The organism is Arthrobacter terricola (assembly GCF_004354015.1).
GTDB lineage: Bacteria > Actinomycetota > Actinomycetes > Actinomycetales > Micrococcaceae > Arthrobacter > Arthrobacter terricola.
On the sequence record NZ_SMRU01000002.1, the window covers coordinates 1 to 19183 of the forward strand.

The 19183-nt window shown below is 60.6% G+C and carries 23 protein-coding genes and 3 pseudogenes; 13 read left to right on the forward strand and 13 right to left on the reverse strand.

Going from position 1 to position 19183, the window contains the following annotated elements:
- The 4 genes from E1809_RS01670 to E1809_RS01685 all read left to right on the forward strand — a co-directional run.
- The coding region (locus tag E1809_RS01670; RefSeq protein WP_133202518.1) for a TasA family protein at positions 1–480 on the forward strand (480 nt) is incomplete at its 5' end.
- A 97-nt stretch (positions 481–577) separates the two neighbouring features.
- A complete protein-coding gene (locus E1809_RS01675) occupies positions 578–1222 on the forward strand; it encodes a signal peptidase I (protein WP_133202519.1) in 645 nt (214 codons plus the stop codon).
- Positions 1182–1838: an Hpt domain-containing protein gene (locus tag E1809_RS27245; RefSeq protein ID WP_235835384.1), complete on the forward strand. Its 657-nt coding sequence runs from the start codon at positions 1182–1184 to the stop codon at positions 1836–1838. The genes E1809_RS01675 and E1809_RS27245 overlap by 41 nt, the downstream gene beginning before the upstream one ends.
- Positions 1839–1854: 16 nt before the next feature.
- Positions 1855–2292 carry a hypothetical protein gene (locus E1809_RS01685; protein WP_133202520.1) on the forward strand — a complete coding sequence of 146 codons (438 nt, stop codon included), beginning with the start codon at positions 1855–1857 and terminating at the stop codon, positions 2290–2292.
- Positions 2293–2704: 412 nt separating this feature from the next.
- Here E1809_RS01685 and E1809_RS01690 read toward each other — a convergent pair whose 3' ends face one another.
- Both E1809_RS01690 and E1809_RS01695 read right to left on the reverse strand, forming a co-directional pair.
- On the reverse strand, positions 2705–2902 hold the full coding sequence (locus E1809_RS01690; protein ID WP_133202521.1) for a YegP family protein: 198 nt from the start codon (positions 2900–2902) through the stop codon (positions 2705–2707).
- 183 nt (positions 2903–3085) lie between these two features.
- Positions 3086–3364, reverse strand: a complete 279-nt coding sequence (locus E1809_RS01695) for a putative quinol monooxygenase (protein WP_133202522.1) — start codon at positions 3362–3364, stop codon at positions 3086–3088.
- 78 nt (positions 3365–3442) lie between these two features.
- Between E1809_RS01695 and E1809_RS01700 the strand changes: the two genes are divergently transcribed.
- Positions 3443–3787, forward strand: a complete 345-nt coding sequence (locus E1809_RS01700; protein ID WP_133202523.1) for a hypothetical protein — start codon at positions 3443–3445, stop codon at positions 3785–3787.
- A 246-nt stretch (positions 3788–4033) separates the two neighbouring features.
- On the opposite strand, the gene E1809_RS01705 is transcribed toward E1809_RS01700, so the two are convergent.
- The 8 genes from E1809_RS01705 to E1809_RS26980 all read right to left on the reverse strand — a co-directional run bounded on the left by E1809_RS01705 (position 4034) and on the right by E1809_RS26980 (position 8131).
- A complete protein-coding gene (locus E1809_RS01705) occupies positions 4034–4402 on the reverse strand; it encodes a type II toxin-antitoxin system death-on-curing family toxin (RefSeq protein WP_133202524.1) in 369 nt (122 codons plus the stop codon).
- On the reverse strand, positions 4399–4599 hold the full coding sequence (locus E1809_RS01710; RefSeq protein WP_133202525.1) for a ribbon-helix-helix protein, CopG family: 201 nt from the start codon (positions 4597–4599) through the stop codon (positions 4399–4401). Before E1809_RS01710 ends, E1809_RS01705 begins: the two co-directional genes overlap by 4 nt.
- 102 nt (positions 4600–4701) lie before the next feature.
- Positions 4702–5007, reverse strand: a complete 306-nt coding sequence (locus E1809_RS01715) for a helix-turn-helix domain-containing protein (protein ID WP_133202526.1) — start codon at positions 5005–5007, stop codon at positions 4702–4704.
- Positions 5007–5369, reverse strand: a complete 363-nt coding sequence (locus E1809_RS01720) for a type II toxin-antitoxin system RelE/ParE family toxin (protein ID WP_235835385.1) — start codon at positions 5367–5369, stop codon at positions 5007–5009. The genes E1809_RS01715 and E1809_RS01720 overlap by 1 nt, the downstream gene beginning before the upstream one ends.
- A 91-nt stretch (positions 5370–5460) precedes the next feature.
- Complete coding sequence (locus tag E1809_RS01725) at positions 5461–6402, reverse strand: hypothetical protein (protein ID WP_133202527.1); 942 nt, start codon at positions 6400–6402, stop codon at positions 5461–5463.
- 57 nt (positions 6403–6459) lie between these two features.
- Positions 6460–6789, reverse strand: a complete 330-nt coding sequence (locus E1809_RS01730) for a hypothetical protein (protein ID WP_133202528.1) — start codon at positions 6787–6789, stop codon at positions 6460–6462.
- Between the two features lie 470 nt (positions 6790–7259).
- Complete coding sequence (locus tag E1809_RS26975; RefSeq protein ID WP_205754062.1) at positions 7260–7502, reverse strand: DUF4357 domain-containing protein; 243 nt, start codon at positions 7500–7502, stop codon at positions 7260–7262.
- Positions 7503–7651: 149 nt separating this feature from the next.
- Positions 7652–8131: a GIY-YIG nuclease family protein gene (locus E1809_RS26980; protein WP_205754063.1), complete on the reverse strand. Its 480-nt coding sequence runs from the start codon at positions 8129–8131 to the stop codon at positions 7652–7654.
- Positions 8132–8221: 90 nt separating this feature from the next.
- On the opposite strand from E1809_RS26980, the gene E1809_RS01740 reads away from it, so the two are divergent.
- Positions 8222–8716 carry a hypothetical protein gene (locus tag E1809_RS01740; protein ID WP_133202529.1) on the forward strand — a complete coding sequence of 165 codons (495 nt, stop codon included), beginning with the start codon at positions 8222–8224 and terminating at the stop codon, positions 8714–8716.
- A 1488-nt stretch (positions 8717–10204) separates the two neighbouring features.
- Here E1809_RS01740 and E1809_RS28100 read toward each other — a convergent pair.
- Positions 10205–10348 (reverse strand): annotated as a pseudogene (locus E1809_RS28100) (IS256 family transposase); the annotation flags it as partial.
- Between the two features lie 612 nt (positions 10349–10960).
- Here E1809_RS28100 and E1809_RS01745 point away from each other — a divergent pair.
- From E1809_RS01745 to E1809_RS01755, 3 genes and pseudogenes are all read left to right on the forward strand, one after another.
- On the forward strand, positions 10961–11602 hold the full coding sequence (locus E1809_RS01745) for a Panacea domain-containing protein (protein WP_165962172.1): 642 nt from the start codon (positions 10961–10963) through the stop codon (positions 11600–11602).
- Positions 11603–11640: 38 nt separating this feature from the next.
- Positions 11641–11979, forward strand: a complete 339-nt coding sequence (locus E1809_RS27935) for a type II toxin-antitoxin system PemK/MazF family toxin (protein WP_407921053.1) — start codon at positions 11641–11643, stop codon at positions 11977–11979.
- 265 nt (positions 11980–12244) lie between these two features.
- Positions 12245–12524: pseudogene (locus tag E1809_RS01755) on the forward strand (transposase); the annotation flags it as partial.
- A 355-nt stretch (positions 12525–12879) separates the two neighbouring features.
- Here the strand turns inward: E1809_RS01755 and E1809_RS01760 are convergent.
- Entirely contained in the window at positions 12880–13365 is a 486-nt protein-coding gene (locus E1809_RS01760; protein WP_165962173.1) for an AbiV family abortive infection protein, read from the reverse strand.
- A gap of 1123 nt (positions 13366–14488) precedes the next feature.
- Between E1809_RS01760 and E1809_RS26505 the strand changes: the two genes are divergently transcribed.
- Positions 14489–15034, forward strand: a complete 546-nt coding sequence (locus tag E1809_RS26505) for an HNH endonuclease (RefSeq protein WP_165962174.1) — start codon at positions 14489–14491, stop codon at positions 15032–15034.
- An 858-nt stretch (positions 15035–15892) separates the two neighbouring features.
- Here E1809_RS26505 and E1809_RS01770 read toward each other — a convergent pair.
- Positions 15893–17410, reverse strand: coding sequence for a DUF5677 domain-containing protein (locus E1809_RS01770; protein ID WP_133202534.1), 1518 nt, complete (start codon positions 17408–17410; stop codon positions 15893–15895).
- 616 nt (positions 17411–18026) lie between these two features.
- Here E1809_RS01770 and E1809_RS26985 point away from each other — a divergent pair.
- From E1809_RS26985 to E1809_RS27940, 3 genes and pseudogenes are all read left to right on the forward strand, one after another.
- A complete protein-coding gene (locus tag E1809_RS26985; RefSeq protein WP_133202535.1) occupies positions 18027–18377 on the forward strand; it encodes a hypothetical protein in 351 nt (116 codons plus the stop codon).
- 40 nt (positions 18378–18417) lie between these two features.
- Positions 18418–18798 carry a hypothetical protein gene (locus E1809_RS01780; protein ID WP_133202536.1) on the forward strand — a complete coding sequence of 127 codons (381 nt, stop codon included), beginning with the start codon at positions 18418–18420 and terminating at the stop codon, positions 18796–18798.
- 201 nt (positions 18799–18999) lie between these two features.
- Positions 19000–19170: pseudogene (locus E1809_RS27940) on the forward strand (AAA family ATPase); the annotation flags it as partial.
- Positions 19171–19183: the final 13 nt, after the last annotated feature.

Here is a 19183-nt window from a genome sequence, read left to right on the forward strand (position 1 = left end):
GTCAACATTGCCCTCGGCACCACCGCCGCCACCAACCGGCTCAACGTCGCCGCCACCGGCATCGTCCCGGGCGACACCATCCAACGCGCGGTCACCCTGAGCAACGCAGCCGGGAACCAGAACCTCTCGGCCGTCACGCTGACGACGGCGGCGACCACGACGAGCACGAAGCTGGACTCCGACGCCACCAACGGCCTGCAGGTTGTCGTCGACCGTTGCTCCACGGGCTGGGTTGAGGCCGGCACGGCCCCCGCCTACACGTACACCTGCGCGGGCACGACCAGCATTGTCCTGGCCTCCCACGCTGTCGTCGGCGCGAACATGGCATTGTCCAACCTGTCCTCCCTGACCGCGGGCAACACTGACAGCCTCCGCGTGACCATGACCTTGCCGGCGACGGCGGACAACACCTTCCAGGGGCTGAGCAGCACCGTCGGGTTCACCTTCACCGGCACCCAGCGCACCGCCACCAACCAGTAACCATCCTGATCTGCCCTCTGCCGCGGTCTCCCGCCTGCGGCAGAGGGCGCCCCACCAGAAAACAACGGACAGCACCACAGGACAAGGAACCGCCGCCATGACTGCAATACTGGACCGTCCCACCATCACCACCGACGCGGCAACCGGGTCCGACGCCGTCGGCGCTCCCCGGCAGCGCGGGGCAGCAGCGAAGGCGCTCCGGGCGGTGGTCAACGTCATCGCAACCGTGGTGATGGTCGCGGCGGTAGCGGGGTTCGCCTTCCTCGCGGTCGGGCCCCGTGTCCTGGGCTACCAGACCTCCACCATGCTCACCGGCTCCATGTCCCCGCTCATCAACCCCGGCGACGTCGTCGTCACCGTCCCCGTCCCGGTCTCCGAGCTCAAAATCGGCGACATCATCACCTACCACATCCCCGTGCAGGACCAACGCGTCGAGACGCACCGGATCATCAAACTGGACGTCAACAGCCAAGGCACCGCGACCGTCCAGACCAAAGGCGACGCCAACAACGGCCCCGACCCCTGGACCGCCACCCTCGCCACCCCCACCGTCGACCGCGAAATCTTCACCATCCCCCACCTCGGCAACGCCATCCGCGCCCTCCGCGACCCCATCGTCCTCAAGGTCCTGATGTACGGCGCGCCCGCCGCCCTCGTGGGCATGCTCCTGGTCTCCATCTGGCGCAAAAAGCCGGCCGAGGATGCTGCCGCGCAAGGTGGCGCTCCGGCCACCGACCAGTAACCACCCCGGCCAGCCCTCCGCCGTCGAACTCTGGGAGTCGGCGGCGGAGGGCTCACCAGCTGAGGACGCCGTTCACCGGACCGAGAAGAAAGCCGACCATGCTCACAACACGAGGCTCCGCCGACGCGAGGTGCAGGTCATGATCTGGCCGGACCTCCCGCCCCTCCGGCGGAACGAACCCGACCGCCCGCTACCGGCCCTGGACCACGGGACACTCCGTCGCCTGGCCGGCGACATGCCCGGCGCCGACGCCGCACACCGGTTCGCCGCAACGTACACCAGGATGCTCCCGGCCCGGGTCGAACGGATCAACCAGGCCCTGGACGACGGCGATGACCACCAGGCCATGGACGCGGTACTGAGCCTGAAAATCAGCTCCGCCATGGTCGGGGCCTTGCAGATGGAACAGCACTGCGCACGCCTGGAAGACGCCCTTGCCCGGACCGACCGTACCGGGGCCGCCGCGGCAGGTGAAGACGTCACACGGCACCAAGCCGAACTGGAGAAGGTACTGCGAGTCCCTGGAAACAAACTCCTTCCGGTCCAGGCGCTCGACAAGGAGGGTTGTTCCACCCCCAACAAGACGGGAACATTGGAATCGAACCAAACGCACTGAACGAAAGCCAGCCACCGTGCCCCGACGCCCACGCAACACAGCCGCCGGCACGCCCGCGCTCGGGCGTGCCGCGGCCGTTGTCGCGGCCGCGGCTGTGCTGGTCAGCGCCCCGGGTATCGCGCAGGCGATGTTCACCGGCACGGACACCGCCTCCCTCGCCGCGTCGACGATGAGCCTGGCCGCCCCGACCGGCACTGCCGTCGTCGCCGCATGCCCGGCCGGGCGCATCCTCAGCATCGTGGTCGCCGACCACGGCACCGTGCCCCGGGCAACGTCCTACGATTTCGTCCTGACCGACCCCACCGGCGCCAACGTCCCGACCTCCGGCTGGACCTATACCGCAGCCCATCCGGCGCTCAAAGGCACCTGGACGTACCAGATCCACGGCCTCTATCAGGCGGCACCGGGCAACACCTGGATTGGTGCGCCCTACACAGGCACCGTGACCTGCTAGACGCCAAAGGACTCCACCTCAGCGGCGCAGAGCCAAAAAGACGACACGATCTGTCGCTACGGCCAATACCCTGACCCCACACAGGCCAGTTTCTGCCGCAACCTCGTCCGACGCTCACCCCGTTCATCCCTAACGAGGTACCCCGTGCGGTTGTTCCGCATGCCCCGACGATACCGAAGCCAGCTTGCGCGTCTCGGAAGGGTTCGGACACCGCCCCGGCACACTGTTCGCAACCCTATCGCCACCTCGCAGCCGGGAGTCTGAGGTGGTCCCTACCGTGAAGCCGACGGCCGGGACAAACGGAATCTAGACCTTGCTCGTGTGCGCAGATCAGGATGTGCATGGATCCGGCTTGCCCCAGCCGCTGTACACGGCGAAGCAGGCCGGTGATGTTCGCCGGGCGGGAACCTAGCTATGCCGCGATTCGGGATTTGTTGGAATGATCCACGACGATTCCCGTCGCGGCATTTTCGCGGACCGCGTTGATGCCGTCGACCAGCGCCTTCAAATGTTTGAACTTCGGTGATTCGGCGACGAGCGATCCGTCAGCCGCCATCAGCCGGAAATGGTAGCCCGCACCGTCCTGCAGAACCTCGAAACGTCCAGCCATTTTAGGTGTCCCCCCATTGTCCAGTACCGCCAGCGCGTCGTTGCACTGTGGTACGCCTCACTTTGTCCGTCCACCTTACCGTCAGGATGCGGAACAAGTCGCATTGGCGAAGCCCACGCTGGCATGAGGTCACTGCCCGAAGCCACGAGGCGGCCTCGGGATAGCCGACGATGCGCGAAGAACTCAGAGTCCTTCGACCGTGTAACGGCGTTCGATCCTGGCGGTGGCACGGCCCCAGTCACTGCTCGCAGCCCGGTCCTGGTGGGCGTAGAACGTATCGGCATCCCGGAACCGTTCGTCGACCTGCCACACCAGCGGATTCCCGGTGCGGGACACATTGAAGGAAATGCACCCGGCTTCGGCGCGCGTCAGAGCCACATGCCCGGGAAGGTGCCTGACGACGGCCGCCACCTCGTCCATGTCGACGCATAAAAGCTGCCCGCTGAGGTGAACTTCAGTCATCGCCCTATCCTCCCGCACCACAAGCCATTCCAACACCAAGACGGCGGGGCTCGCGTATCCAAAAAGGGGGATCTTTCCATGCTTTCGCGCCGTTCCACCACTTTCACCGTCTGTGCGGTCGCCGGGCTGGCAGTATCGCTGGCTCTGTCTTCGTGCGCTCCCGGCACCGGGACGACACCACCGGCCGCTTCGAGTCCGACGGCGACTGCCTCACCCACGGTATCGGCCACACCGGCCCGGACCACAACCGCAGCCGCCGAAAACCCGGCTCCCGCCGCGGCCACTGATGCCCCGGCAAAGGCACCGGCGAACACGCCGGCCTCAGGCCCCAAGGTCTTCACGTTCCGCGACGGGCATATCTCCTTCACCTATGCGGCCGGGTGGAGCTTGGCGACGCTACCGCAATCCTTGTCAACACGTTAAAGCAAAAACCCCTCTGACGAGGGGGAATGCTGTGCCCGAGGTGGGACTCGAACCGGGTTCCAGGCCTTGAAAACACAGGGAACTCCCGAAAACATAGCGAATCCGAGCCAATCCGGCCGATGTACGACCCAGTCCGAAGCCCAAAGTGTGTATGTTGTACACACCCCAAATCTAGCGCTACACACTCCCCCGCCAACCGCACGTCAAAGAATGCCGCCAATCAGCTTGGGTTCCCGTCCACGCAACCTATCGTCGAATCAGATGTTGCTCGATCAGGACGGCGCTCCCCCGCAAGTCAATGTCGCCGGCGGCCACGCCCACGACCAAGTCGAACCCTTCCTCGGTGCTGAAGTCGTGCCGGTAGCCGTTGATCCACAGCATGAGCACCATGAGCGTCCAAGCGGTGCGCTTGTTGCCGTCGATCAGCGGATGAAACCTCGCCACGGACTCGAGGAGCGCTGCGGCCTTCATGGCCAGTTGAGGATAGGCCTCCGCGCCCATGACCGTCGTTGCCGGGCGCGCCAAGGCCGAAGCAAGCAGCCCAATGTCACGAATGTAGAACCCGTACCGGTCGATCACCTGCAGCGCGTCCTCAATTTCGAGGTACGAACTCATGCATCCTCAAGGCGCTTGAGCAACTCAGCGTCATGGCTCATCACGAAATCCAAACCCTCATTGATCTCGCGGCGTCGCCCGTGCCGTTGCAGGACCAACTCGGCTCCCTGGAGCAGCAGCGCGGACTTGGAAGTATGCTCCTCGGCGGCAAGCTCATCGAGACGGCGGTCGAGGTCTTCCGGAACACGCAGATTCATAGCCATACCTCATGGTACCAAAACAGTACCAAGGAATCCCGAGGTCAGGACGGTTCGAATTCCGAACCGCTTGTTCGAACATACGGGGGGCGGGTTGCCGCGTCAGGCGATCTGGATCCGTTCGTCGCCGAGTTCAACCTCGACACGAAGCCGGCCACCGACCGCTTCGACGTATTTCCGCAAGGTGTCGACTTGGGCACGGTCGATCTCGCCGTGCTCAATGCGAGAGACCCTGTTCTGGCTGACGTGCAGGCGCGCAGCCAGCTCGACCTGGGTCAGGTCCGATGCCTCGCGGAGTTCCCGAAGCCGGTATGCCCGGACCTCATCGAGCAGGAGCTTCTTGTGGGCGTCCACAGCAACCCGGTCAACAGGCCGCTTGGCCAGCATCTCTTCGATAGTCCTTGCCATTACGATCCTCCTTTCAGAATTCTCAGATGATCATCGAACAGCTCATCCGCAATCGGGATGTTCGTTTTGTACCACTTGCTCCAGTTGCCGGCCTTGTCACCTGCGACAAGCAGGATCGCATGCCGCTCAGGGTCAAAGGCGAACAAGATCCGCAGCTCCGACCGGCCGCTCGACCCCGGTCGAAGGTCCTTCATGTTCCTGTGCCGCGAACGAACCACCGTATCTACCAGCGGACGGCCAAGCCGCGGACCGTGCTCAGAAAGAAGCTCCGACGCGGCGATCACCTGCTCGTAGGAGTCCTGATCGAGCGCGAGCAGCCACGACTCCACCAACTCAACGCCAACATTCCACACCGATTCCATGATACAACCCACAGGTTCTACAACCCAAGGGCTATATTCACCGTGAGGTGAAACTCGCCTAATCCGTCTTCAGCTTGCCTTGATCAGTCGATCAATCGGACGGCGGCGACACGCTCTTCAAAGGAGGCGTGGAACTGATCGGTCCGTGTTCCAGCGGGAAAAGGGAATCCGGTGTGCCGACGCTCGCCCACGGTGGAAGGTCCTTGGCGGCCACTCCTAGAAACTCCGAAGCAATCCGCGCAGCCTGCGCGTTCTTCCGCCGGCCGATCAGAGCTAGCACGGCAATGACGGAAGCTTGAACAATTGCCGGAAGCACCCAGACCGATTTTCCAAGGGACACACCCATAAGGCCGAAAATCAACGCCGGTCCCCCGCCGCCGGCCGTCAGGAGGGCCGCGAACGTGTATTTCCGGGCGTCCGCGCGCATGTTCCCGGCGGCGGCGCCGAATCTGTTGACGAGTCGGGCACGGGTTGACTTCGCCCTGACCAGTTCCAGGTTTGTCTCATTGATTTTGCCGGCCGTCGCGGCCGCCTCGGCTGCGTCCTGCCGGGACATCCTGTCCGCGCGGGGGTATCGGGCGCGGGAAGCGGCCCAGCGTTTGGTGAGCTCCGACTGCGCAAGCTTCGCTTCCCCGGCGGCCCTGATTTCCACGCCGGAGCGTGGGTCGAGTTGAGGGAGCGTCCTGTAGTACATGCCGAACTTGGAAAAGCTCTGCAGGGTCGTGTAGCCGTGACGGTACTCCCTGCGGGCCTTGTAAGTGGACACCGCTCCCGACACCGCCGCGGTGAGTCCCGCGAGCACGAAGATCCCGTAAAACACGAGGGCGACGTTCCCGACCCTCGCGTCATGGTTGCTGGCGATCGCAACACCAACCATGAGGATGCCGGCGCCTAGGAACGTCAGGAGACTTGTTGTGGAGGTCCGCTGCCAAGCGGCAGCGCTGAAACCGTGGAGCATGGGGTACCGGACCGTGGGCTCCCATAGCGCGGTCAGGACCACGCCGCCGCCTTGGTCCTTAATGGTGTGAAGCACGTGTGCCTCCTGGAGTTTCCACCGGACCAGGTCGACATTCGGCCTTCGTGAGCTGGTTCATCTGCTGCCTGGCCCCGGTGCGGGGTTTCGCTCTGGCCAGGTGGTGTAGCCGCGTTTCCGCTCGGCGTAGTAGGGGCCGATCGCAAGCACCGCAAAAACCATGGCCACGGCGCACAGGGCGATGGCCAGCCAGATGGGCACCAGAGGTATCCATGCCGGGAAGGCATAGCCGGTCGCAGCGTCGATCAGAGCCAGCGGTGCGCCAACCCCCAAAGCGGCCAGGATCCCCTTGATAAAGGGAACGGCCCGGATCAGCCACTTCCCCGCCGGCGGCTGAACAGGCAGCGTGTCCCATTCGCTACGCGGAACGAACCTCACCTCAGCCATTCAAACCCTCCCCACAGGCAATCGGACGCGTCACCGCCACTGGACGCCATGCTACACAGAAACAGCCCAATCCTTGCTTGACCAGCCAGGAATCGACTAGGCAGTGAATGTCAGCCAGGCGAAAACCGTCACCCTGGCCAGTGGTGTCATCGAGTTTCACAGGGGCATCCTTTCCTTGGGCCAGTGGCGCGGTGATACTGTTGGCGAGGCCCGGCGACGGCGATGAGGAGCCGTGCTCGATGCTGGCCGCCAAACAGGCCTCCCGGCCAGCACGTCGCAGCCAGAGTGGTGACATACACGAGGAACACCTCGCATAGCCGCAGCTGAACGTGGACCTAATCGCGTACTGGTAGTAGGGCCCGGAGAAGCGGGTCCAGCCGGGGCTACCATCTGATTGCGGATTGATTCGAAGGTGCCAGCCTCTTGGGCGGCCTGGGAGGGTTGCGTGCAGCCGCATCTTCCATGCAGCGCTAACTCAGGGCTTCATCCTCAAGCTGCTGGAAAGTCCGGCCGGTTGTTGTCTTCCAGGTGATTCTGCCGTTGATGTTGCCGCCCACGACAACAGCCCCGGCGGTACTTGGACTGCTGAACAACTGGTCCTTGACGAAGACGTACTCGTCGCCGCGGATCTCCACGATGCCCTGCTCGACGAGGTCTTGGCGCCGGCGGACAAGGGACGCGGACAGGGATGGACGATGCGTTGCCTTACCCACGGACCCAGCGAGAACCAGACGACCCTCCGTTGTCGGCCTTGCTCTGGCCTCAGTTCCTCCTTCACGGAAGACGAGGGTCTCAGCGGCCCCACTAGATCCCACAAGAGAAATCTGACGCACCGGCTCAAGCACCGGGTAACCAAGAGTTGTCAGCAGATTGAAATGGTTTCCAGATACTCGCGGCAGTCTGATTCCAATGGCGCCGGTGTGTGAGGATTTGAGGCGTCATTGCCGTTGTCCAGCGCGTACCGCCCGGCTTCGGTGGACCGCTTGATGGCCTGCCATTCCATGTATCCCGCGTGGGTGTTCGTCCAGGTGTTGGTCAGGGACACTGCGACCAAGGCGTGGTCCCAGAAGTCCTTCTTGTCCGAGTGCTGCTTCAGCCTGTCGCCAATAGCCCCGCTCTGACCGATGTAGCAGGAAGGACGGTCTGAGGACGATGAGCCGAACAGGAAATAGACACCAACCTGCTTGGACTCCGGCATGTCCCGGAAATCCCGCAGAAGCGGGCGCGGCACTTCGAATAACCTCACCGTGCGCGTGGTGATCTCAGCCATTCGGATGCCCACGGGGTCACCCTGGGGAAGGTAAATCTGGATCGTCTGAGGTAGTGGCAGATTCCGAAGCATGCGTAAATCCTTCCACAATGCCGCCATGCCGGTGTCGGGCCTTCATGGCCCCAACGGGGATAGATTTTTTGAGTAACCTAAGGAGCGCTGATGGGCTACACGCATTACTTCCCGGGCCTAATCGCGACGGCCGATGTTATTGCCGACGCCCGCAAGATCATCGAAGCCGCCCCTGTGACTGTCTGCGGGCCGAAGGGACAGGGACCTCCGATGCTCAACGATGCGGAAGGGATCCGTCTGAACGGCTTCGCGGTGGCCGGCGAGGCCCATGAGACTTTCCGATTGCAGGGCACCATTGAGCCGTCCCACCCGGACATGTGGACCTTCTGCACCACCACTGGCATGCCGTACGACGTCGTCGTCACAGCCATCCTGATCGCTGCCGCGGTGCGCGCGCTGGAATCAAGATCTAGCACAATCCGCAGCGACGGGCGCTGGGACAACTGGGCCGCCGGGGTGGCCCTGTTCGAGAAGGCGGTGCGCCCGCTGACCGAGGACGAGAAGATCGCTCTGGAACTCGACGTCGAAGCCATGCGGCCGGCGCGTGAATCCAACCCGAGCGGAGGCCCACCCGACCTCCAATGAAACAGGATTGGGGTATGAAGAAGATCCTGCTCATCGTCCTGTGTTCTTCCTGCCGCCGCTGGCCGTCCTCCTGCACGAGGGCCAGAACCGGAAGTACTCTGGGCACTGCTGTGGCAGCTGCTCGGGCACTCCCCCGGAGTCATCTACGGAATTCTCGTGGTCACAAAGGACCCTGAGAAGAAGTAACGACCGGTCGCTCAGCGTGCCAGGGCCCGGCCCATAGTCAGGTCCGAGAGTATTTTGGGAAACCGGTCCGAGATGTGCGCGATAGCTCCGCCCCCGCGTCTGCTGGGGTCGGTCAGTACAACTGCTAGCACGCGCTCGTCCTCATGCAGGTACGTAGCTCCGAGCCCGCACGTGCATTGAGTGCAGGTAAGTCGAAGACTCAGGGGCCGACCGCCAGAGGCACTGCCAAAAATCAGATGTAAGTGTGGACACTGTCCACACCCCCTTTGGCAAGACAACCGGACAGCCACAGCACTCCCCTGCAGCCAGGATTAGCTGTCCAAAGAAACCTCCGCGCCAAAGCCGGTTTCATCATGCCGTACCCCGGGCCCTGAGCCATGAACTGGTGTTGGCCATCCACGACCAACCCGGCCGAACGGGAACGAGGAACCGCATAACCCCACCCCAGAGCAGGCGGAGGGCCCACCAGCCAGGGACTTGAACCCGCCACCCACACACCTTCATAGGCCACCGCGGCGGCCAGGCACCAGCCCGCGAACCTAGCGTCAGAGGCGCTTGTCAAGCTTTGTACACACGTTAAAGCAAAAACCCCTCTGACGAGGGGGAATGCTGTGCCCGAGGTGGGACTCGAACCGGCTTCCAGGCCCCGGAAACACAGGGAACTTCCGAAAACATGCCGAGTACGGCGCGGTCCGGCCGATGTACGACCCAGTCCGACGGCAAATCTGTTGACACTGTCAACACCCCTTTTCTGACAGAATTTGAAGAACACAGAGCGACTGCCGCCCCCAGTTTGAGGAGGAACGGCAGTCCGCTCTGTGGCCGGTTGCAACGCATCAGGCCAACTCGTTTTGGATGCATCCGTTTGCGACAGATATGTCGGTTCGAATCTGGTCACGGCGGTCCCCCTTCGTGCATCTCATAGGTCCAAAGTGCAGGAGCGCGCATGACCTTGCAGTGTGCATGACACGTCACCGCGGACCGTGGAACCGAGGCGAATGGATTGGAGCTGAAACGGGGGGTGGCTATCTCGCTGGCGCCATCTCGTATCGCTATTTCCACTGGGTCGTCTTGGCCAACTGCACGGGAATAGGACCCGTAGAGGGTTGGAGAGTGCAGGCCATGGAACACCCTGCGTCTGGTGCCTTGTGTCAGGTCCTGTGCCAAACTGCTTGTAGCCGGTGGAACCATTACGGGTGACCTCCCACGATGGGTGCAGGCCTCTGCAAAGATCGCGACCAAAAGCTTCGAATGCCTCATCGGTGAGCTGCTCGAAGGAAACACCCCGGGCCTTGGTTGACTCGCGGTTTCGAGTACGTTCCTCATGAGTTGGTTCAGCAACCCATCGGGGCCCACCAGGCTCACGCCCTGTTCCTTGGGTTGAGCGAGCAACCACTCCGCAAGCTCCTTCTGATCGATGATCTATCCCGTCACAGGATCGATCATCACCCCTGTCATCTCGGTCGTGGATTCCGACACGGCCGTCTCCTTTCGGATCAGGCCGGACCCACACACCGTTATTCAGACAGTCCCAAGGACCGCTGGGATCGAGCAGTGAGAGCCTGTGCGCCCTACACCATGGGACGACTCGTCCCGTGGCACCGCGGCTTTGCTCGTTGTTTGTGAGTCTTAGTGACTCTTTGGGAATAACGGTGGCTCGGCTTGGGTTACCAACAATTCAAGTACACCTTCGAGACTCTGGGATTAGCGGCGAAGGAGAAGTCGTCGTCGGGGTGGAGCGTCTCTAATAGGTCAGCAAGAGAGCAGCTAGGGGCGAGTCAGTGAAGCCGATTGATGTGAATCCTAACCGCATTATTCAGCGCTCTATGCACTCTCCGAGTGGCGAGGTGCGGGCTTGGTTTCATGAACGGCGCCTGTTACGGCGTCCAGATCGTCGGCGTGGTTTTTGATTAGGGCAATGGGAAGCCCGGGTGGGGTGCCTGTCCTTGAGGATTTCATGGGGTCCCCCGATGGGGAGTTGTTATCAAGCCGATAGCCAGTCTCATGCCAAGGTATGTCAAGATAGTGATAGGAACTGCACGGGGGAGGTGTCGCATCGTGCCAACTGAATCTCAGCAAGCCGCCGAACTGCCTGCAACCCAAGTTGCCCAGTGGTTCGTTCTTCAGGCGCAAGGCGATCCCGAACAAGACTTGAGTAACCTAAAGCTGCAAAAACTTGTGTATCTCGCGCAGAGCCGCTACCTGCATGAAACGGGCCGCGCGTTACTTCGGGAAGTTGTACAAGCGTGGGATCACGGCCCCGTGGTTCAACAGGTGTATCGGCAGTTCAGTGCCTTTGGTAGCCAAGCGATCCGGCTGGCCGCCTGTAGAGAGCCTGAACTGGCGCCGGAAGTTGTTGCGAACCTGGAATGCGTGTGGACGTATTTTGGGGGTTACACGGCGTCCAAGCTCCGAGCTATTACGCACGCCGTCGGTCCATGGCCTCAACATTTCAGAGAAGGAGCGCGGAATATCGTGCTACCTAACGATGAAATCGCTAATTCCTGGACTGAATTTGAGCGCTATGCAGAGCCGCGTATCGTCGCGACAACCGATGATTACAAGAGTACCCTCGCCAGGTACTCATCTATCCTGCGGGCTACTCAGCGTGCACAAATGCAGGAAGACGGGCAAGGCATAAGGCGTGAACTCGGCGAGACACGACACATGCGGAGATCAGCGGCGCGAGCTATGCATTGAGCCCCACGTCTTTTCCTGCACCGATCCGCCGTGGGCATTTGTATTGGGTTGCTGACTCAGAGATTGACATGCCTCCAGAGCAGAACCGCACGACGCACCCCCGGCGCCCGGTAGTCGTACTGACAGGGGATCACAAAAATGATGACTCTGACTGGCCCATCGTGGTTGTCTGTCCAGTATCATCGGGGGCTCAAGTTAGTGAATACGACGTCAGGATCCCCGCCAACACCGGAGGTCTGAGTTCAAAAGGATGGGCGCGTGTTTGCCTGATTCAACCACTAGACAAAGCCTTCCTGGATGACCGGATCGGACAGTTGGAGGCGAACATGGTTGATCAATTGATGGCTAACTACCTTGGCTATCTGGGAGCGATCTAGGTAATTCGCCATAGATCTTGGCGAGACACTCTGTCGCACCTGTCATTTAGGTTCTGTAAAGAATGGATATGCTAGTCGAAGCTGCAGAGCTACGACGCGAGGCAGCAATTAGGCAGCGGCTAGCTACGAACGAACCCAGTCCCATGCTGCGCATCACGACTGCCGGGGTTTCTTACTTATTTGCCCCGGAAGTACTTGGAACTGCCCCCCCAGTTTTGTTGACTCCTTGATCTAGCGAGCTTGTGCTCGTGGAAGGATGTTGACCATGCCCACGCCGTACGGGCGGAGTTCCGCCAGGATGTCGTTGATATGGCCCGCAAGGGCGAGGCCCGCTGGCGCAGATTGCGAAGGATTTCGGGCTTTCGGTCACGACGCTGAAAGGCTGGCTTGTCATCGACGAGCGCAAGGAATCCGGGACGGCAGGGACCGTGGGAGCGGAGTCTGCCGACATGCGGGAGCTGACGAAGCTGAACCGCCTGTTGGAGCAGGAGAATGAGATTCTGCGTCGTGCTGCTGCCTATCTGGCGAGGGACATCAACCCAAAATGATCTACCAGCCCGTATTGGCGGCCGAGGTATCGGTCTTGGCGCTCCATCAGAGCCTCTACGGAAATAGGCTCTTCCTTCAGGTCGAGAGACAGAAGCGGGACAGTCCATTTCTCAAGAATCAGACGCAAGGCACTACCCCAGCCGCTCGGAAAGAACTGTGTCCGCGGGCAGGACCGCGGCGAGTACCTCCCGAGCCTTTTCCCGGCAAAACTCCCAGCGAGTATCCGAATCGAACACTGCTCCTTTCCACACCGCTGCCGTGGCCCGCGCCCCTTTCTCTGTGAGAAGCCCTGCATGCTTCATAGCGAGGAGGAGCCGGGGTGCCGCGGTGTCGACGTAAAACTGGTCCGAGTTACCTCCCGTCCACATAACCCTCATCTGTCTCCTCGTAATCCACGTAAAGGGCATTCTCCCGGGTTCTGAGCAAATCATTACGCCAGATCCAATCCACGTCATTGGGTCCATCAAGATAATGACTCGGACGAAGCCATGTTAGGTACCGTTCGATCGCAGCAAAGTCAGCAGGATTGCCCGCGTGAACCTTCGTGTAGATCAATCGAGGGAGATGTAAATAGAAATAATCGCGTCCTTTGCGAGCCACCCTCTGGTCATGCGTTCGCGCGATGTCAAGCAGAATGAGCGCCTTAGCGCTCTCCTCGAGGCAGATTACTTGAAGTGCCCCCGCCCCGGATTTCTGGTTTTCCTTCAAGAGGTGCTTTATCGAGCACATCAATTGCTGAACATGTGCGCCTAAATGCTCCAGCCCCTTGCCGACGACGGAAAGTCGCTCTTCGCGCGGCATTTCAAAAATGCGGTGTAGCCGACGTGCCTGCTTCAAAGCGCAGGCCCTTGAAGCGAAAGTAGGCTGAAGAGTGCCATGCCTAGTCATGCTATACGAGACGAAGAGCGCCTGAAGCGCCTCGCCAAGCAATACTAGGAATCAGCCGGCTTTCGACACCAGCGATTCACTCCTGGTGAAAGACCGCCACTGATGCGAAAGTCGGGGCCATCACCTAGCGCGAGGACATCAATGGACCGGGCCGATCCCGCCATTCGAGCCTTCACTGCCAGTGGCTGAGCGGCCCGGAAGATAATTCGCTGCACATGCGTGCGATATGACAAGCACCCCCGACATCAACGGTGCTCTGGTGAGATGTGCAGGCGGCCCTGATCGGGGTCCTGCGCTTCCCACCCTTCCGCGATCACCCGGGGGCATCAGGCCAGGGCGCGACGGGCCGGAACCCGACTGGTCGAGAAAGTCAACCTTTCTCAACAGCACGAGGAGCTTGATGTTGAGCTGGCGGCCCGATCTGCCATGGGCGGCCTGTCGAAGTAACCTTGGCTCCATGGAGGGTCTTTGTGAGTTCTGCCACGGTCCAATTGTTGGCCGCCAGGCCGGGGCCCGATACTGCTCGCAGCGTTGTGTTCGGTCGGCGTGGCGTGCCCGTAACACTGAGGCTGACGCTGCCGGACGTAGGGCGGCCAACAAGAAGCGGAGCGACGAACGGGCAGCTGTGCGGGACGCCGGACGCAAATGCGAAGGGTGTGGCGGGAGCATGGCCGGAAGGGTGGCAACCGCCCTGTTTTGCTCGAGTTCGTGCCGACACAAGTACCGGTACCGCCAGCGGGCCGAGATCGCAGCCAAACTGCAGGCGGAACGTCTTTGCGTCTATTGCCTCGGTCCACTGCCTGAGCATCTTAACCTCAGTGCCATCTACTGTTCGGATCCTTGCCGGCGGAAAAAATGGGAGGCAGACAACCCGGAGAAAGTAGCCCGCTCAAAGGCGAACCACGAAGCACGCCTGCGGGAACGGGCAGCGGCCCGCAGGCTGGACCGGCCGCCCTGCCCTGTTTGCGGCACCCAACTGCCTGCGACCCGCGGCCCGAAAGCGATCTACTGCTCGAACTCCTGCAACCAAAAGGCCCACTATCTCCGACACCACGCCTGGCACCTTCTGCGGATGAAGAAGTACCGCGAGGGCCGGGAGCCGTACTTCGCCAGGAAAGCCCGCGAAAACACCGCCAAGCGACATGCTGCCGACCCGGGTTATGTTCTCGTCCTACGCGCACGGGCGCGTGTGGATTACAGCACCCATCGTGAACGCCGACTGAAGGTCAACCGCCGGTACGCACGCGCGCACGTGCCGCTGCGAAACATGCACAGCGGCAAGCGACGGGCACTGCAGAAGGGCGCGGAGACGTTCCTGTTCACGCTAAAAGACTGGGAGCGGCTGAAGGTCAGGTACCGGAACTGCTGCTCTTACTGTGGCAAGTTTTCGGCTCGGCTGCACAAAGAGCACGTCATTCCGCTGGAAAGGGGAGGCCGGCATTCGCTGGGGAACATTCTTCCGGCATGCCCCACCTGCAACTACTCCAAACAGGACAGTTATGTCATGGAATGGCGTATGCGGCGCATCAGGATCCGGAGGGAGCTCGAACTGCGTGCAGCACGGAAGAAGAAGCGTTTGTCTGCTCACGCACCAGGGTTGGTAGCGGCGCCAAAATGACGTGGCTGGCAGCGTCCGTCATGCCGCTTTGGCGCCGGCCGGGGGAACCGGTCAGGCGTCCCGGCGCTTCCCGGTAAGCAGCGCACGGCCAGGGAGGCAGCCGCCCAGCCGAGCAACACAAGACCGGCCTCACCCCGCGTGGGATGGTCCGGCAGGGCTTGATGGCGATCAGATCCATAGGGGGTGAGGATGGCAGGTAGCAGCTGATACCCAGGAACAGCTCGTTGTGGTCGGACTGGATGGCGAGCACCACCGGAAGGACCAGCAGCCGGCCCTTAGCTGGTCAGCAAGGGCCGTGTGGCCCGCTTAGCAGGCAACATGGTCAGGGCATCACACGCCATCAGTCGCACTGAATGTTCCCGCCTTACACCCGGACTTCCTAAAGTGTCAAGCTTTGTCAACAGCCGGAAAACAAAAAGCCCCTGACCTGCGGAAACACTGTGCCCGAGGTGGGACTCGAACTGCATTCCAGCCCCTGTGGATACTGGGAACCCGCGAAAACATGCCTAATCCGAGGCAGTCCGACGGAGGTACGAGCCGATCTAACGCCAAAGGTGTTGACGCTGTCAACACCTCCTGTTTTGGCTTTACACTCAGCTACCGGCCGTAGGTCCGGGCAAGTCTTTCTTGCCTTGACACCTAATTCGTCGTGCCTCGGGGCAGGAGACGCTCTAGGCATTCCCGAAGCGGCGGCGTGAGGCTGCGCGGCAGGCCTCCCCGTTCGCGCCGCCGCATGTTTGTGCCCTGCACCCCTGGCGCCTGTTCGTAGCCTGCGTTTGAACGCCTGCCATCGGGAACCGTGCCGCTAATAGGACGTCAACATCATTCCTTAGTGCGAAATACGCGAGACACTAGATTCTAAGCTGACTCCGGCGGTTCCTGATCCGGCTCTTCAAGCCAGGCAAAGGCAGAAGCGACTGCATCTTCATCAGTTTCCAAAATGGATAACCCGGTGCGTGACAGCATGTAGAACTGGTCAACCCACGATGAGGCTAGTGAGACATTGCCCCCAAAGCTCAGTGAGAAACTGGGAACTAGGTGCAGCCCGTGAAGTACGTTCAGACAGGGCTCCATGGCATGTGTCTCAACGGACCACCACTCCGAGTGGGTGACTCCACTCGCAAGCGAGTAGGCCTGTCGGTACAAATCCAGAAGGCCTGCCTCGTCAGCCATTGCCCGAATGGATTTCCCACCCGCAAACGTGTCACGGGTGTCAACAACCCGGTCATCCACGACGTCGTTATTGTGGCTCAGTCGCTTCAATTCCTCGGCTGCCTCACGAAAACCGTCAGTACGTGCTTTTACAGGTAGTTCATCCGAAATGCGGGCATAGAGCTTGGCTTTGCCCGCGCCATACTCCTGGAACTCGCGATAGATAGATGGATCCTGAAGAGCCATCCAACGGAGGTAGATCTTTGTTTCTACAAGCATGCGCGCGATGTGCGCACCATGTTCCATGCACCAAAGATCGGGAGCCGAAAGCACAGCGATGAGGTCCCGCCCTGCACGGGCCACCAGTCCCGAGATGACCTCCTGTCGCGCCTTCTCATATAGGCGCGCAGGCGCTGTCTCGATGGCCTCAATGAAACTGCTCAACACATCCATTGTGAAACGGCGAAGATGCGCTCCGTCTTCAGGAACTGGGGTCGGAGCGGCGTGCTCGACAGGCAGACTGTCCGAGGTCCGCACCTCGATTTCATGCTCCTCCTGATCGGTGCCATCCACGTAGTCGTCCTCCGTCTCACTTTTGCGGATACACCGGGAAGTCATCGAGTTCGCCCCCCAGAACACCCGCGCCCACTTGATCGCATGATCGAAGTGCTTCGGATCTTTGACAAGCAGCATGCCCTTATGCGCCCCCCAACCGGCTCGCACAGCGGTATCTGCTGCGGACCTCGTGCCGGTATCGCCAGGATAGGACTTCAATAGCTGGATTGTCCGTGCATCCGAGCGAAAGGTCCCGGCATGGACTGTGCTCCAAGTGCGGAAGCACTTGATGAGTGCCTCACGGTGTCCGTCCTGCAGAACACCGAGCAGAGCCTCTTGAATGAGTTGCAGTTCGGCAAGCTCGGGGGGTGTGTGCGGTGATTCGCCTGCAAGCCAGGGTGCAGGGATGAACGGATACGAACCAAGTACACGACGGATGCTCGCTGATAGCAGGCCATAACGGCTTGCCTCCTCGAATAGGATTGCAGATGAGCCCGGGAACTTCCCGGCAAGATCCGCTAGGTGTGTCAGACGCCCATCCAACAACTCCGCTATCACGGTAGTCTCTCCATGCTGGGCAAGCTGTTCTTGAACTGCCTGCTGCCAGCTGATGAAGCGATGAACGCTCTCGTTGCCCTGCTCGGCCATAACCAGCGCTGGCCAGAGCAAGTCCGGTAGGTCATCCTTAAACCAGTCGTTTGCTCGCAACATCCCTGTCGCGGCAAGCGGGGACTTGTAAACGCGTCCTTTCCGGACGTGACCTGCCAATGGTCCCGTGTGCTGGTTCGGTCTAGGGAAGTTCACGTCCAAAACATACCCTCCGCGGCTGACAAAAGATGTGAGCCCACCTTCATGTCGTCTGCGCATAAATAACCGCTCGACTGGTTCATAAGAAAAGGGTTAATCGGGCCAGGACTTTGTCAAGCAACTCGGTGTGGCGACCAACGAATCCTCGATGTGGCGCCCGATACAGTCACCCTAAGGCGAAGGAGTCCTTCCACGACAATCCACAAGCAAAAAGCATGCGACCGTCGTCGAGTACGGCCTGCAAGCCATCCTCAACCGCACGCCTGAAGCGGTGATCGAGGATGGTGGCCCGGCTGGATTACTCTCGGTCCTGTGTGGGAACAGCGCCGACGTCGACGTTCTTGGACGCCCGGACGGCAGATTCCGAGCCACCATCCACGAAGACACATCAGGCAAGAAAGATCAGTTGCGATCCGAACTTGCTGATTTGGCATCTACACGCTTGATCTCTCGCATGGTCACGCGAACAGTTCCGCCTATGGTCCTCAATATTCTGAGAGAGGAAGTCGGTTACCATTGTCCCGCGGACAAGGACGGGGACATCTGCGGAAGCCCATATCTGACTTGGCATCATTTCGACCCTCCATGGCGTGTGGAGAAACACCACCGTCCTGAGGGCATGATTGCCCTTTGTCGCGAGCACGCTGACAAAGCGGATAATAGGAGCTACACCGATGATCAACTGCGGACTTTAAAAAAGGAAGGCAAGGGGCGGGGAAAATCCGTTTCGGGCCGCTTCGATTGGATGCGGCAAGAGATGATTGCCGTTGTAGGTGGCAACGCCTTCTTGGATGCGCCAGAGGACATCATCGTACAAAAGGGGGGTTGAACCGGTCCTGTGGTTTCGCACCAACAAAAACGGTGAGAAAATGGTTAACTTCCGCATTCCATCATTGCCTGGTGAACCACTGAGGGCCGCCTTGGTGGACAACTTTTGGACAGTAGATCCAAAAGGTGCTGCTTCATTCGAGTGCCCTCCGAATGGGCGGAAGTTGTTCGTATCGTACGCCAACGGTGACTACTTCCGGTGCGAGTTTGACGTTATTGAAGACAGGGACCAGCTGGCGAAGAAGTTACCAAAGCTGAAGCACGTAAGTAGTTATCCATTCGGATTCCCGTTCACGATGGTGAAGATCGAACAAGAACTATCGGGAATCTATCCAAAGTTCTCCCAAGAATACATGGACACGGGAAAGATCACTATCGGGGACACCGTCATGAACGCCTCGGTCATTAGGATAGCTACGTAGGAAATCGGCTCTCACAGAGTCGTTCAATTTGAGACATTACAATAAGAGAGCAGTTCAATCGCTCACGCCTTAGGCCAGGCCATTGTGCCCGCGGACTGGCCCCCGAGGGTGTCTCATTTTGCGTTTCGGCCGTGGCCGGATGAATTGGGAAAGGGTTAGGTGTATCGCTGCGGACACTCGCGGCCACCCCACCCAGTATTAGTGCACCCGAGGAGTGTCTTGTACCTGAAGCGAATTACGATCGAGGGGTTCCGCGCTGCCGTACCGCACCCCATCACTCTTGACCTCCCGGGCCGATTCAGCCTTTTGGTCGGATCGAACGGCGCCGGGAAGACCACGATCAATGACGCCATCTATTTGGCGCACCCTGATCGGTTTCCGCGGC

Coding starts and splice junctions, on each gene's coding strand:
- E1809_RS01675 (WP_133202519.1), top strand. CDS start 578: ATGACTGCAATACTGGACCGTCCCACCATCACCACCGACGCGGCAACC.
- E1809_RS27245 (WP_235835384.1), top strand. CDS start 1,182: ATGCTGCCGCGCAAGGTGGCGCTCCGGCCACCGACCAGTAACCACCCC.
- E1809_RS01690 (WP_133202521.1), bottom strand. CDS start 2,902: ATGGCTGGACGTTTCGAGGTTCTGCAGGACGGTGCGGGCTACCATTTC.
- E1809_RS01695 (WP_133202522.1), bottom strand. CDS start 3,364: ATGACTGAAGTTCACCTCAGCGGGCAGCTTTTATGCGTCGACATGGAC.
- E1809_RS01700 (WP_133202523.1), top strand. CDS start 3,443: ATGCTTTCGCGCCGTTCCACCACTTTCACCGTCTGTGCGGTCGCCGGG.
- E1809_RS01705 (WP_133202524.1), bottom strand. CDS start 4,402: ATGAGTTCGTACCTCGAAATTGAGGACGCGCTGCAGGTGATCGACCGG.
- E1809_RS01710 (WP_133202525.1), bottom strand. CDS start 4,599: ATGAATCTGCGTGTTCCGGAAGACCTCGACCGCCGTCTCGATGAGCTT.
- E1809_RS01715 (WP_133202526.1), bottom strand. CDS start 5,007: ATGGCAAGGACTATCGAAGAGATGCTGGCCAAGCGGCCTGTTGACCGG.
- E1809_RS01720 (WP_235835385.1), bottom strand. CDS start 5,369: ATGGAATCGGTGTGGAATGTTGGCGTTGAGTTGGTGGAGTCGTGGCTG.
- E1809_RS01730 (WP_133202528.1), bottom strand. CDS start 6,789: ATGGCTGAGGTGAGGTTCGTTCCGCGTAGCGAATGGGACACGCTGCCT.
- E1809_RS26980 (WP_205754063.1), bottom strand. CDS start 8,131: ATGCTTCGGAATCTGCCACTACCTCAGACGATCCAGATTTACCTTCCC.
- E1809_RS01740 (WP_133202529.1), top strand. CDS start 8,222: ATGGGCTACACGCATTACTTCCCGGGCCTAATCGCGACGGCCGATGTT.
- E1809_RS26505 (WP_165962174.1), top strand. CDS start 14,489: ATGAAGAAGTACCGCGAGGGCCGGGAGCCGTACTTCGCCAGGAAAGCC.
- E1809_RS26985 (WP_133202535.1), top strand. CDS start 18,027: ATGGTCCTCAATATTCTGAGAGAGGAAGTCGGTTACCATTGTCCCGCG.
- E1809_RS01780 (WP_133202536.1), top strand. CDS start 18,418: ATGGTTAACTTCCGCATTCCATCATTGCCTGGTGAACCACTGAGGGCC.